Source organism: Streptomyces sp. NPDC034037 (assembly GCF_055575715.1).
Genome location: NZ_JBVISC010000008.1, coordinates 35012 through 47601, shown reverse-complemented (window position 1 = coordinate 47601; position 12590 = coordinate 35012). Strand labels below are relative to the sequence as shown.

The 12590-nt window shown below is 73.0% G+C and carries 13 protein-coding genes; 6 read left to right on the top strand and 7 right to left on the bottom strand.

What is annotated here, in order from left to right; genetic code table 11:
- Positions 1 to 112 precede the first annotated feature (112 nt).
- Positions 113 to 1369, top strand: a complete 1257-nt coding sequence (locus tag ACZ516_RS26480) for a metallophosphoesterase (RefSeq protein WP_469011902.1) — start codon at positions 113 to 115, stop codon at positions 1367 to 1369.
- Here ACZ516_RS26480 and ACZ516_RS26475 read toward each other — a convergent pair.
- On the bottom strand, positions 1335 to 2603 hold the full coding sequence (locus ACZ516_RS26475) for an MFS transporter (RefSeq protein WP_469011900.1): 1269 nt from the start codon (positions 2601 to 2603) through the stop codon (positions 1335 to 1337). The genes ACZ516_RS26480 and ACZ516_RS26475 overlap by 35 nt on opposite strands.
- An 80-nt stretch (positions 2604 to 2683) precedes the next feature.
- Between ACZ516_RS26475 and ACZ516_RS26470 the strand changes: the two genes are divergently transcribed.
- Positions 2684 to 3232 carry a MarR family winged helix-turn-helix transcriptional regulator gene (locus ACZ516_RS26470; protein ID WP_358588614.1) on the top strand — a complete coding sequence of 183 codons (549 nt, stop codon included), beginning with the start codon at positions 2684 to 2686 and terminating at the stop codon, positions 3230 to 3232.
- 210 nt (positions 3233 to 3442) lie between these two features.
- On the opposite strand, the gene ACZ516_RS26465 is transcribed toward ACZ516_RS26470, so the two are convergent.
- From ACZ516_RS26465 to ACZ516_RS26440, 6 genes are all read right to left on the bottom strand, one after another.
- Positions 3443 to 3889 carry a VOC family protein gene (locus tag ACZ516_RS26465; protein WP_358588612.1) on the bottom strand — a complete coding sequence of 149 codons (447 nt, stop codon included), beginning with the start codon at positions 3887 to 3889 and terminating at the stop codon, positions 3443 to 3445.
- A 169-nt stretch (positions 3890 to 4058) separates the two neighbouring features.
- On the bottom strand, positions 4059 to 4829 hold the full coding sequence (locus ACZ516_RS26460; protein WP_358588610.1) for a succinate dehydrogenase iron-sulfur subunit: 771 nt from the start codon (positions 4827 to 4829) through the stop codon (positions 4059 to 4061).
- Entirely contained in the window at positions 4829 to 6589 is a 1761-nt protein-coding gene (gene sdhA / locus ACZ516_RS26455) for a succinate dehydrogenase flavoprotein subunit (protein WP_358588608.1), read from the bottom strand. The genes ACZ516_RS26460 and sdhA overlap by 1 nt, the downstream gene beginning before the upstream one ends.
- Before the next feature lie 16 nt (positions 6590 to 6605).
- Positions 6606 to 7100, bottom strand: a complete 495-nt coding sequence (locus ACZ516_RS26450) for a succinate dehydrogenase hydrophobic membrane anchor subunit (protein WP_358913630.1) — start codon at positions 7098 to 7100, stop codon at positions 6606 to 6608.
- Positions 7101 to 7108: 8 nt separating this feature from the next.
- The gene (gene sdhC / locus ACZ516_RS26445) at positions 7109 to 7489 is read right to left on the bottom strand and encodes a succinate dehydrogenase, cytochrome b556 subunit (protein ID WP_358588605.1); all 381 of its coding nucleotides are present in this window, start codon (positions 7487 to 7489) and stop codon (positions 7109 to 7111) included.
- A 146-nt stretch (positions 7490 to 7635) separates the two neighbouring features.
- On the bottom strand, positions 7636 to 8229 hold the full coding sequence (locus ACZ516_RS26440; protein ID WP_469012159.1) for a 2-oxo-4-hydroxy-4-carboxy-5-ureidoimidazoline decarboxylase: 594 nt from the start codon (positions 8227 to 8229) through the stop codon (positions 7636 to 7638).
- 395 nt (positions 8230 to 8624) lie between these two features.
- On the opposite strand from ACZ516_RS26440, the gene ACZ516_RS26435 reads away from it, so the two are divergent.
- The 4 genes from ACZ516_RS26435 (at position 8625) to ACZ516_RS26420 (ending at position 12411) form a co-directional block, all read left to right on the top strand.
- Positions 8625 to 10259, top strand: a complete 1635-nt coding sequence (locus ACZ516_RS26435) for a beta-N-acetylhexosaminidase (RefSeq protein WP_469011896.1) — start codon at positions 8625 to 8627, stop codon at positions 10257 to 10259.
- A gap of 56 nt (positions 10260 to 10315) precedes the next feature.
- Positions 10316 to 11191 carry a DUF4328 domain-containing protein gene (locus ACZ516_RS26430; RefSeq protein ID WP_469011894.1) on the top strand — a complete coding sequence of 292 codons (876 nt, stop codon included), beginning with the start codon at positions 10316 to 10318 and terminating at the stop codon, positions 11189 to 11191.
- Between the two features lie 67 nt (positions 11192 to 11258).
- A complete protein-coding gene (locus ACZ516_RS26425; protein WP_361085742.1) occupies positions 11259 to 11771 on the top strand; it encodes a hypothetical protein in 513 nt (170 codons plus the stop codon).
- Between the two features lie 73 nt (positions 11772 to 11844).
- On the top strand, positions 11845 to 12411 hold the full coding sequence (locus ACZ516_RS26420) for a hypothetical protein (RefSeq protein WP_469012158.1): 567 nt from the start codon (positions 11845 to 11847) through the stop codon (positions 12409 to 12411).
- The last annotated feature ends 179 nt before the right edge of the window (positions 12412 to 12590 follow it).

Genomic DNA, 12590 nt, shown 5'->3' with positions numbered 1-12590 from the left:
GCCGTGCCCCGCAAGTGTCCTACTCGCGGCTCAGCGCCCTGGCATCGGGGGTGCCGGTGGTGGGGACCATCGGGTTGCGTGGCGTTCGCGCTCTGCGCCGCGCCTCATAGCCGTGGCCGTGGTGGGGGTGCTCATCGGCCTCGCCGTCCTCGGGGCCGTCGCCGGCTTCCACCGGTACGCGTGGTGCCGTCTGGTGCGGGACACGACCGCCGGGCCCGGGCCCGCCCGCCGCGCGGGCACGGTCGTCTTCGTCGCCGGCCCGCTGCTGATGCTCGCCGCGCTCGTCAGCGGGCGGGCCGGGGCGCCCTTCCCGCTCCAGCGGGTGCTGGCCTGGCCCGGCTACCTGTGGCTGGCGTTCTCCCTCTACCTGCTGCTCGCCCTGCTCGCCGCCGAGTTGCCGCGCCCCCTGGCACGGCGGTGGGCGGAACGCCCGCGCCCGGAAGGCGTACGGGACCTCGGCGAGGAAGACGTACGGAACCCCGTCGGAGGGGCAGACGGGTCGGACCTCGCCGAGAGAGACGTGCCGGGTCTCTCCGAGCAGGTGGCCTCCCGTCGTCTGTTCGTCTCGCGTGTCGTCGGGGGTGCCGTCGCGGCCGCCGCCGTGGGGACCGTCGGGCACGGGATGTACGGCGTGCTGCGCGGGCCCGGGGTGAAGCGGGTCACCGTGCCGCTGGCCAAACTGCCGCGCGCGGCGCACGGGTTCCGGATCGCCGTGGTCAGCGACATTCACCTCGGGCCGATCCTCGGGCGCGACTTCGCCCGCCGGGTGGTCGACACCGTCAACGCCACCCAGCCCGACCTGATCGCCGTGGTCGGTGACCTGGTGGACGGCGGCGTCGAGGACCTCGGCCCGGCCGCCGCGCCGCTCGCCGGGCTGCGGGCGCGGCACGGCACGTACTTCGTCACCGGCAACCACGAGTACTTCTCCGGCGCCGACCAGTGGGTCGACCACGTCCGCGAGCTGGGCCTGCGCCCGCTGCGCAACGCCCGTACGGAACTGCCGTGGTTCGACCTCGCCGGCGTCGACGACGTGGCCGGGGATAGCGAGGGCGAGGGGCCCGACTTCGCCCGGGCGCTCGGTGACCGGGACCGTGCACGGGCCTCGGTGCTCCTGGCCCACCAGCCGGTCGTCATCCACGACGCCGTCGAGTACGGCGTGGACCTCCAGCTCTCCGGCCACACCCACGGCGGCCAGCTCTGGCCCGGCAACCACGTGGCGGACCTGGCCAATCCGACGCTCGCGGGCCTGGAGCGCTACGGCGACACCCAGCTGTACGTGTCGCGGGGCGCCGGCGCGTGGGGGCCGCCGGTGCGGGTCGGGGCGCCGTCCGACATCACGGTGGTGGAACTGGCGTCGCGCCACGCGTGAGGGGACGGGGCGTCGCGCCGGGCAGGGCGAACCGGCGTACGCCCGGCACCGCCGCCGTCCCCGCGCAGGTCGCTGCCACGACCGCCGCCGCGATCCACAGCGGGGGCCCGGTGCCCCAGGCGCCCGCCATGAGCGGCGCGAGGACGTAGCCGAGCGGCATCGCGGCCATCGAGAGCAGCCAGTCGTACGAGGTGACGCGGGCCAGCACCGCGGCCGGTATCGCCGCCTGCACCGAGGTCTCCCACACGGGGCTGAGGAAGCCGAGGCCGGCCAGCGCCAGGCCGTAGGCGGCGATGACGGCGGGCGCGGGCGCCTCGGCGGCGAGCAGGGCGAGCGGCAGGGCGTAGGTCGCGAGGCCGAGGTTGGCCGTCAGGATCGGCCGGCGGGGCCGGGCCCGCCCGGCGAGCAGCGAGCCGAGCAGCAGCCCGACCGCGCCCGCCTGGAGGATGCCGATCCAGACCTCCTCGCCGCCCAGTTCGGTGACGGCGAGGGCCGGGCCGAGGGTCATCAGCACGGCGGCGGCGCCGTTCCAGGCGGCGTGGGCGACCAGGCTCGTCCAGTACCAGTCGCGGCGCCGCACTTCTTGCCAGCCCTCGACCAAATCCTTGGCGAGGGAGTGGCGCGGGCCCGCCGGGGTCGCGTACGTGACGCGGACGGCCGCGAGGAGGCAGGCGCTGACGGTGAAGGAGGCGGCGTCGACGACGAAGGCCCAGCCGGGGCCCGCCGTGGCGATGAGCAGGCCGGCGAGGGCGGGTCCCGCGAGGGCGGTGCCGCTCCTGACCACGCCGATCAGGGAGTTGGCGCCGTGCCGGTCCTTCTCGGCGACGGTCGCGGTGAGCAGCCGGGGCAGGGTCGGCATGGCGAAGGCGGAGGCGGCGCCGCCGATGGCCTCGGCCGCCGCGATGTGCCACAGGCGGGGTTCGCCGCCGAGCAGCTCGACGCCGACGAAGAGCTGGGTGGCGGCGCGCACCAGGTCGGTGAGCAGGGCGACGGTACGGGCGTCGAAGCGGTCGGCGACGACCCCGCCGAGCGGCAGCAGGAGCAGCCGGGGCCCCATCGCGCAGCCGAGCACCAGGGCGAGCGCGGAGGTGGATCCGGTGGCGCGGAGCACGGCGAGGGCCAGGGCGGCGGGGATGACGGCGTCACCGGCGAGGGACAGGGTCCGGCCGAGGAAGAGCAGCCGGAAGGAGCGGTTGCGCAGCAGCGGATGCGTACGGGGACGAGGCAGCGGCATGACGCCGACGGTATTTCGGTACCGAACTATTCGTCAACGAAATATCTGGCACCGAAGCGACGGAGGCTAAGGTCGGGGGCATGACGGAGGAGAACGACCGGACGGCCGGCCAGGCGGGCGACCGGGCACGGGATTGGACCGACGGGCACCTGGAGCGGTGGCTTCCCGTGCTGCCCCGGCTCGACCCGGACATCGAGGGCGCGGTCACCCGCATGAGCAAGCTGACCGTTCATCTGCGCCGCGTCCGCGAGCAGTCCCTGGTCGACGCCGACTTGGACCGCCCGGAGTTCGACACCCTTCACAAACTGGCGGGCCGGGGCGGTTCGGCGAGCCCCTCCCGGCTCGCGGCGGACCTCGATCTCGCTCCGGCGTCGGTCACCGGCCGCCTGGACGGCCTGGAGCGCCGCGGCCTGGTCCGGCGCACGCCGTCCCGGCAGGACCGCCGCCGGGTCGACGTGGAGCTGACGGAGGCCGGCCGGGCGCGCTGGCACGAGGCGATGGCCGTCATCGGCCACGAGGAGGAGCGGCTCCTCGGCGTGCTCTCGGCGGCGGAGCGAGCGCTGTTGTCCGACATGCTGCGCCGCGTCATGGCCGTGGCGGAGGCGGACGGCGACGCCGACTGGTGCTGACCGCGCGCCCCTCCCGCGCCGGGTGCGTCAGGGCCTGCGGCCGCGCGCCCCGGCTCGGGTCGGTCAGGAGCCGGGGCCGCGCCCGTCCCGCGCCGGGTGCGTCAGGAGCTGCGGCCGCGCGCCCCGCGACGTGTGCGGGAGCCGCGGACGCGCCTGCCCCGGACCGGGTCCGTCAGGAGCTGAGGACGCGCCCGCCCCCGGCCGGGTCCCTCACGAGCTGCGGGCCAGCTCCGGGCGTTTGAGGTAGTCCGTGAAGCCGATGATGTTGCCCCACGGGTCGGCGATCTCCACGGTCCACCCGGTGGCGACGGAGAACGGCTCGGCGAGCAGCACCACCCCCGCCTCCGCGAGGGCGCGTCCCTTGGCGCGCGCGTCCGGCACCTCCAGCCACACGCGGGGCGAGGGCCACGCGGGTGTGCGCGGCACGATGCCGTCCTCCACCCGCAGCAGCACGCCCGGCGTCTCCTTGCCCACCTTCAGGATGGCGAGCCCGATCTCGTCGAGCCGGAAGGAGACCGGGAACCCGGCGCGCTCGTAGAACCCGACGGCCTCCCCGAGGTCGCCGACGGGCAGCAGGACGTTGTCGAAGCCGAGCAGCTCCGCGGCGGGGTCGGTGAACTGGTCAACGGACAGGCCGACCGACTGGTTGTCTGACATTCCGTCAGCGTAGGACGGTGCCCGCGGTCGGGACGCAGACGCGCGAGAACGACGCCGCGACCGCCCCCATCTGGCCCGCACCGGGGACGCGCCGGGCCCCGGGGACGCACTGTGGGCCCCGCTCCTCGAAAGGAGCGGGGCCCACAGTGACGTACAGACGCAGGACAGGTCAGAAGCGACGCGTGATCAGCGCGCGCTTGACCTCCTGGATCGCCTTGGTGACCTCGATGCCACGCGGGCACGCGTCCGTGCAGTTGAACGTCGTGCGGCAACGCCACACGCCGTCCTTGTCGTTGAGGATCTCCAGGCGCTGCTCGCCCGCCTCGTCACGCGAGTCGAAGATGAAGCGGTGCGCGTTGACGATCGCGGCCGGGCCGAAGTACTGGCCGTCGTTCCAGAACACCGGGCACGAGGAGGTGCACGCGGCGCACAGGATGCACTTGGTCGTGTCGTCGAAGCGCTCGCGGTCCTCGGCGGACTGCAGCCGCTCACGGGTCGGCTCGTTGCCCTTCGTGACGAGGAAGGGCATCACGTCGCGGTACGCCTGGAAGAACGGGTCCATGTCGACGACCAGGTCCTTCAGGACCGTCAGACCCTTGATGGGCTCGACCGTGATCGGCTTGCCCGGGTTGATGTCCTTGATCAGCGTCTTGCAGGCGAGGCGGTTCTTGCCGTTGATCCGCATGGCGTCCGAGCCGCAGATGCCGTGCGCGCAGGAGCGGCGGAACGTCAGCGTGCCGTCCATGTCCCACTTGACCTTGTGGAGGGCGTCGAGGACACGCTCCTTGGGGTCGATCTCCAGCTCGAAGTCCTGCCACGTGGCGTCCGCCGAGACCTCGGGGTTGAAGCGGCGCACGCGCAGGGTGATCGTGATGTACGGGGAGTCGGCGAAGCCCGCCTCGGGCTTGGCGTCTTCCTTGGCGAGGGTCGGGGTTGCCATCAGTACTTACGCTCCATCGGCTGGTAGCGGGTCTGGACGACCGGCTTGTAGTCGAGACGGATCGTCTCCGTGCCGTCGTCGCCGACCTCGCGGTACGCCATGGTGTGGCGCATGAAGTTGACGTCGTCGCGGTTCGGGTAGTCCTCGCGGTAGTGACCGCCGCGCGACTCCTTGCGGGCGAGCGCGGACTGCGCCATGACCTCGGCCAGGTCGAGCAGGTTGCCCAGCTCGATGGCCTCCAGGAGGTCGGTGTTGAACCGCTTGCCCTTGTCCTGGATCGAGACGTTGAGGTAGCGCTCGCGCAGCTCCGCGATCTTCTCGACCGCCGTCTTGATCGTCTGCTCGGTGCGGAAGACCATGACGTTGGCGTCCATGGTCTCCTGGAGCTCCTTGCGCAGCTCGGCGACCCGCTCGGTGCCGGTGGCGTCGCGCAGGCGCTCGACCTGGGAGACGACCAGCTCCTCGGGGTTCTCCGGCAGCTCGACGAAGTCGTTCTTCGCCGCGTACTCGGCGGCGGCGATGCCCGCGCGCTTGCCGAAGACGTTGATGTCCAGGAGCGAGTTGGTGCCCAGGCGGTTGGCGCCGTGCACGGACACGCAGGCCACCTCGCCGGCCGCGTACAGGCCCGGGACGACGGTGGTGTTGTCCGCCAGGACCTCACCCTCGACGTTCGTCGGGATGCCGCCCATGGCGTAGTGCGCGGTGGGCTGGATCGGGATCGGGTCCGTGTAGGGCTCGATGCCGAGGTAGGTGCGCGCGAACTCCGTGATGTCCGGGAGCTTGGCGTCCAGCTGCTCCGGCGGCAGGTGCGTGAGGTCGAGGTAGACGTGGTCGCCCTCGGGGCCGCAGCCGCGGCCCTCACGGATCTCCGTGTAGATGGAGCGCGAGACGACGTCACGGGACGCGAGGTCCTTCATGACCGGCGCGTACTTCTCCATGAAGCGCTCGCCGTCCTTGTTGCGCAGGATGCCGCCCTCACCGCGGGCGCCCTCGGTGAGCAGGATGCCCATGCGCCAGATGCCGGTCGGGTGGAACTGGAAGAACTCCATGTCCTCCAGCGGGATCCCGCGCCGGTAGCAGGCCGCCTGGCCGTCACCGGTGAGCGTGTGCGCGTTCGAGGTCACCTTGAAGAACTTGCCGGTGCCGCCGGACGCGTAGATCACGGACTTCGCCTGGAAGACGTGGATCTCGCCGGTCGCCAGCTCGTAGGCGACGACGCCCGCGCTCTTCTTCACCCCGGTCGCGGGGTCCTCGACGATGAGCTGGTCAAGGACGTAGAACTCGTTGAAGAACTCCACACCCTCCTTGACGCAGTTCTGGTAGAGGGTCTGGAGGATCATGTGGCCGGTGCGGTCCGCGGCGTAGCAGGAGCGGCGCACGGCGGCCTCGCCGTGGTTGCGGGTGTGACCGCCGAAGCGACGCTGGTCGATGGTGCCGTCCGGGGTGCGGTTGAACGGCAGGCCCATCTTCTCCAGGTCGAGGACCGCGTCGATGGCCTCCTTCGCGAGGATCTCGGCGGCGTCCTGGTCGACCAGGTAGTCGCCGCCCTTGATCGTGTCGAAGGTGTGCCACTCCCAGTTGTCCTCCTCCACGTTGGCGAGCGCGGCGGCCATGCCGCCCTGCGCGGCGCCCGTGTGGGAGCGGGTGGGGTAGAGCTTGGTGAGCACGGCGGTGCGGCTGCGCTTCGTCGCCTCGATGGCGGCGCGCATGCCGGCGCCGCCCGCGCCGACGATGACGGTGTCGTACTTGTGAATCTTCACTGGGGTCGCCTCGGCTTTAGCGGATGTTCGGGTCGAAGGTGAAGATCACCAGCGTGCCCAGAAGGATGGTGAACACCGTGGCGGTGTACAGCAGGCCCTTGAGCCACAGACGCGTGTTCGGGCGCTCGGCGTAGTCGTTGATGACCGTCCGCAGACCGTTGGCGCCGTGCAGCATCGCGAGCCACAGCATCAGCAGGTCCCAGACCTGCCAGAACGGCGAGGCCCAGCGGCCGGCGACGAACGCGAAGCCGATCTTCGAGACACCGCCGTCGAGCACCAGCTGGATCAGCAGGTGGCCGAGGACGAGGACGACCAGGACGACACCGGACAGGCGCATGAAGAGCCATGCGGCCATCTCGAAGTTGCCGCGGGTCGAGCGCGGGGTCTTGGAGGTGCGCTTGCGGGGGGCCTCGATGAACGGGGCCGGGTTGTCCACGTCGTAGAGCGAGGCGCCTTCGACGGGGCCCACCCCGGACGTCGCGGACGTGTCGAGCGTGGTGTCAGCAGACATGTCTGGCGTCAGCTCCCGAAGAGTTCGCGGACGGCGTGGCCGAGGACCGGGTAGAGCGCACCGACCATCAGGACGAGCCAGATGCCGACGACGGTCCAGAGCATCTGCTTCTGGTAGCGGGGGCCCTTCGACCAGAAGTCGACGGCGATGACGCGCAGGCCGTTGAGTGCGTGGAAGAGGATGGCGGCGACCAGGCCGTACTCGAGGAGTGCGACGAGGGGCGTCTTGTAGGTGCTGACGACATCGTCGTACGCCTCCGGGGAGACGCGGACGAGAGCGGTGTCCAGCACATGCACGAACAGGAAGAAGAAGATGAGGACGCCGGTGACTCGATGAGCCACCCAGGACCACATTCCTTCCCGGCCGCGGTACAGCGTTCCAGCCGGCACGGAAGACCCTCCGGGAGCGGGGATTGGGGCCGGCCGGCTTCTTGTCGGACGAGCCCGGCCGGGTACGGTCCACCGGCCGCTCGTCATCGTATCGACGTGTTGTCGGTGTCTTCGCCCCGGGTCCGCAGGTGTGATCAAACAGGCAGTCAAACAGGCACGTACGGGCTATCGGGGCGCGCCCCCGGACGCGTGGGGCCGGCGGCGGCGTGACGTGCGGCGAGGCGGGCGAGGCGGCCCCGGGCCAGGCGGCGCAGCTCGTCGGCGGCGAGGGCGCGCTCCTCCTCGGGATCGTTGCCAAGGCGTGACCGCAGGGCGCACAGCAGGTGGTCGAGGGCCTCGTCGGCGGGGACGTGGTCGAGGCAGACCACGAAGCTGTGCCCGAAGCGGCTCTCGTACGCGGCGTGGGCGGCGCGCAGGGCGGTGTGGGCGGCGGTGTACGTGGCGCCGGGCGTCCCCTGGTGGGGGACGGCCTGGTCCAGGGGCTCGCGGGCCAGGGCCTCGGCGAGGTCGCCGGGGGAGAGGTCGTAGGCCGCTTCGTCCGAGGCGGCGAGCAGCGCGTCCAGGTCGGGGTAGGGCCGGTGGGCGGCCACGCGGCGGGCCCAGCGGAGGCTGCCGCAGCAGGTGAGCAGGGCGGCCTCGGCCTCGTGGGGCGGGGCGGCGTTCAGCTGTTCCGGCGTGGCGGCGGGGGCGGCGGTGGGCGCGGCGCCACCGGGGGGTCCGGGGGAACGGTGCGGGGACAGCGGACGCTCCTGGGCAGGGGGCCTGGGGACAGGGGGGACATGCGGGTTGCGGACGTTGCGCACCGTACGGATGGGCGTTCGCAGGACGGGGCGTGCAGATGGTGCAGGTGACGCGGGTGTGGGGGACTCCTCACGCTAGCGAGAAGCGGGAAGAAGTGTCCGATGCATGAGCGAATATCACCCGAACGGGAGAGTTTCGCTCCGGAATCTGGACAGGTGGCTCTCGGAGAGGCGTCGTAGCGTGGCGCCATGGCTGGTACTGCTGCCGTGCGCCGACGAGGCCCCGCGCAGGTCCGTCGCCCCCCTCCCCGACGGCCCCGCGCCACCGGCCCGCGGGCCGCCCTGGAGATACCGCCCCGCGGCGGTAGGGGCGGCCGCGGAACCGGGGAGCCCCGATGACGCGCGGGCGGTTCGTCGCGGCGGGCGGAGCGGTCGCGGCCGGGGCGCTCGCCCTGACCGTGGCGCTGTGGCCCGGCGGCGACGGGCCCGCCCCCGCCCAGCCGTCCGAGGCCGCCAGGAAGCCCCCCGCGTCCTCGCGGGCGCCGCGGCCCAGTGAGAGCCACCCCCTGTCGAAGGCCCCCGCCACCATCCCCGCCGTGCGGGAGCACACCGCCGCGGCCGGCCCCGGCTGGCGGCCGGACACGCGGACGGGCCGGGTGGTCGTCCGCGACGACGACCTCGCCGATGAGGGGCGCCTGCTCGCGGGAGAGCTGCGACTGAAGTACGCCGGTCAGGACCGCCCCCGCGAGGGCGACGTGGAACTGGCGCTCACCCCGGACGGGGACGGGGACAAGAGCAAGGACACGGACACGGAGGCGGACAAGGCCGCGGGCCCGGAGTCGTACACCCTCTCCGTGCGGGAGCGCCGGGTCCGCATCACCGCCCCCGCCGAGGCCGGCGTCTTCTACGGCACCCGCACCCTCAAGCAGGAGGTGAAGGGGGACAGGACCGCCCCCGAAGGCGTCATACGGGACCGGCCCGCCAAACCGCGCCGCGGCTTCATGCTGGACACCGCCCGCAAGCACTTCGACGCCGCGTGGATAGAGGACAGGATCCGCGAGCTGGGCGACCTGAAGTACAACGAGCTGGGCCTGCACTTCTCCGACGACCAGGCCTTCCGAGTCGAGTCGGACTCGCACCCCGAGATCGTCTCGCCCGACCACCTCACCAAGGCGCAGGTGCGCCGCATCCTGAAGCTGGCCGCGAGCCGCCACATCACCGTCGTGCCGGAGATCGACTCCCCGGGCCACCTCGGCGCGGTCATCGACAAGCACCCCTCGCTCCAGCTCCGCGACGCCCGGGGCAAGGCCACGCGCGGCGCCGTCGACATCTCCGAACCGGGGGCGGCGAGGATCGTAGACGACCTCCTGAAGGAGTTCGCGCAGCTCTTCCCCGGCGACCACTGGCACCTCGGCGCGGACGAGTACCTCGCCCTCACGGCCAAGGACCCGGAAGCCTCCTACCCCCGCCTCGCCGCCGCCGCCCGCGAGCGGTACGGGCCGGGCGGCCGGGTGCGGGACCTGGCGACGGACTGGCTCAACGACCGCGCCGAGACCGTACGCGCGTACGAGAAGAAGCTCAGGGCGTGGAACGACGGGTTCTTCCCCGGCGGGCGGGCGCGGGCCGCCGACGACCTGGAGGTCGCCTACTGGACGGGCAAGGAGATCGGCGCCCGCGAGCCCGTGGAGTACCTGGAGGCCGGCCGCAGGCTCGTCAACTACAACGACGAGTACCTCTACTACGTCCTCGGCGAGCCCAACGACTTCCGCTACCCCACCGGGCAGCGGATCTACGAGAGCTGGACCCCGCTGGTGCTCCGCGGCACCCGGCCGGTGGACGCGCGGTACGACGACCGGATCCTCGGCGCCTCGTTCGCGGTCTGGTGCGACCTCGCCCGGTCGCAGACCCAGGAGCAGGTGGCCGAGGGCATCCGCCTGCCCCTGCGGGCGACCGTCCAGAAGCTGTGGGACCCGCGAAAGCCGTCGCTCCCGTGGCCGGATTTCGTCAGGCTCGCTGATACCGTCCGGTAGCCGCCCCTCGCGCCCTGGGGAGGGACGCGGGCGGCTCCTCGTACGACCAGGAACCCGTGGGGGGTCGCCCAGCGATGCTGTGCACGTCATGTCAACTCCGTACCGCGCAGAACGCGCAGGGCCTGTGCGAGATCTGCGTCCAGGCGGCCGCCGCGGGCGCGCCGCCGCCTCCCGCCGCCCCGGTCAGGCACTCCGCCCGGCTGCGCTCGCCGGTCGCGCTCGGCCGGGCGGTCGCCGTGCTGCTCGGTTTGATCGCCGCCGCCGACCTGTACGCGCTGTGGACGGGCACGGTCATGCTCGACGTGCTGGACGACCTGATCACCGGGGACTGGGGCGCCGACATCCAGCGGGAGGCGGACCACGCCGACACGCTGTACGGCGACGCGGGCCTGGCGCAGGTCGCCCTGATGGTCGTGACCTGCGTGGTCTTCCTCGTCTGGTTCCACCGGGTCCGGGTCAACGCCGAGGTGTTCGCGCCGCACATCCACCGCAAGACGCGCGGCTGGACGGTGTGGGGCTGGTTCGTGCCGGTCGTCAGCCTCTGGTTCCCGCGCCGGATCGCCCTGGACATCTGGGACGCGAGCGGCCCCCGCTCCGTGGCGCTCGATCGCACGCTCACCCTCGACCCGTCCGCCGACCGCGGCCCGCATCCGGTTATCAACGCCTGGTGGACGCTGTGGATCGCGAGCCTGCTCGTCGGACGGTGGGCGTCCCGGTCGTACGAGAACGCCGAGGAGAACGCGGAGCTCAAGTCGGCCGTCGGCAAGTTGATGGTCGCCGACGGCCTGGACCTCGCGGCCGCCGTGCTCGCCATCGTCTTCGTCCTGCGCCTGACGGGCATGCAGGACCGTAAGGCGGCGCTGGGCCCGCCCCCGGCCGAGCCGGGTCCGACCCGGCCCGGGCCGGTGCCGGAGCCCCCCGGCACACCGTGATTTCCCCGCCTTTCGGGCGGGCAGAACGCCAGGCACACGGGTACGGAGCACAGCGGGGGGACGTGGCATGGGCTACTGGGGGTACTACGTCGTGGGCAGGAGCGAGCAGCCGCTCGCGCGGTGCGCGGCGCTCGCGGGCGTACGGGACGACCTCGCCCTCCTCGACCGGCGGGCCGACGGCTGGCAGGTGTGGGAGGTGCCGGGCAAGGGCGGCGACGACGCGCGCGACATCGGGAACATGAACACGCTGGCCCTGGAGACGGGCGCGCCCGCCCTCTTCGGATACGTGCTGGACAGCGACTGCGTGATCGTCGAGGCGGCGGCGCCCGAGAGCGGGGCGTGGACGACCTGCCTGGCGCGGCGCGCGATGGCCGCCTACCTCGGCGACAGCGGGCTGACCGTCGAGGACTACTTCCTGGAGCCGCGCGACGCCGCCGGGCGCGCGGTCGCCTGGGCCGCGGAGTCGGGCCGGACGGCGCGGGAGGCACCCCTGCTCGACGTGCTGAACGCCGACGCCGACCCCTCGGCCGAGCAGCTCTTCTTCCGTCTCCTGGACCGGCTCGGTGTCGTGCCGCAGTGACGGCAGTGACGTTCCCGGGGCAGCGCACGCAGTAAGGGTGAAGCGCAGGGTCCTGGAACGGGAGACGTACAGCATGAGCCTGGTGGAGCTGATCGCGCAGGCCGACGAGCGGGGCCTCGCGGCGAGCGGGCTCGCCTGCCTCGACCGCTGCGTGCCGGTGCTCGGCGGCGGGGACGACCTGCTGCGGCCCCTGTGGGCGCGGCTCGCGGAGGGCGAGGACTGGCACACGCCGCTGGCCGGGGCACGCGCGGCGCTCGCCGCCGCCAAGGACACCCCGGGAGCGTCCGGTGAGGCCGCCGCGCTCGCCCGGCGCATGCTCGACGCCGCCCCCGCGGCGCCCACCGGAGCGGCGGTGCGGGAGTGGGCCGACGGCTGCTCCGTCGCGGCCCTCCAGGTGCACCGCCTCCTGGACGCCGCGCCGTGGGGCGGCGCGCGCCCGGTGTCCGCGCGCCGCGAGGGCCGCACGGACGGCATGTCCCCCCTGGTCGCCGCCGAACTCCGCCGCCAGATCCGCATCCTGGAGCTGCTCTCCACCAAGGACCCGGGCCCCGGCGGGCTGCGCCAGGCCCTGGACGTGTCGCAGGAGGGGCGCAGGGTGCTGCGCGCGGTCGTCTCCCGCAAGGCGCGCGGCACGGGCTGACGGCCCGCCGCCCACCCGCCGCTCACCCGCCCGCAGCACGGTCACGGCCACACGCTCCCGCGTCTGCCGGCACGCCCGGTCGAGCGTCCCCGCCCTGGGCTCCCACGCCTTGGGAGCGGCGTCCCGGGGGGTCGCGACGGCGTGATCCGGCCGAATTGCACCGGCATTCGAAAACCCTC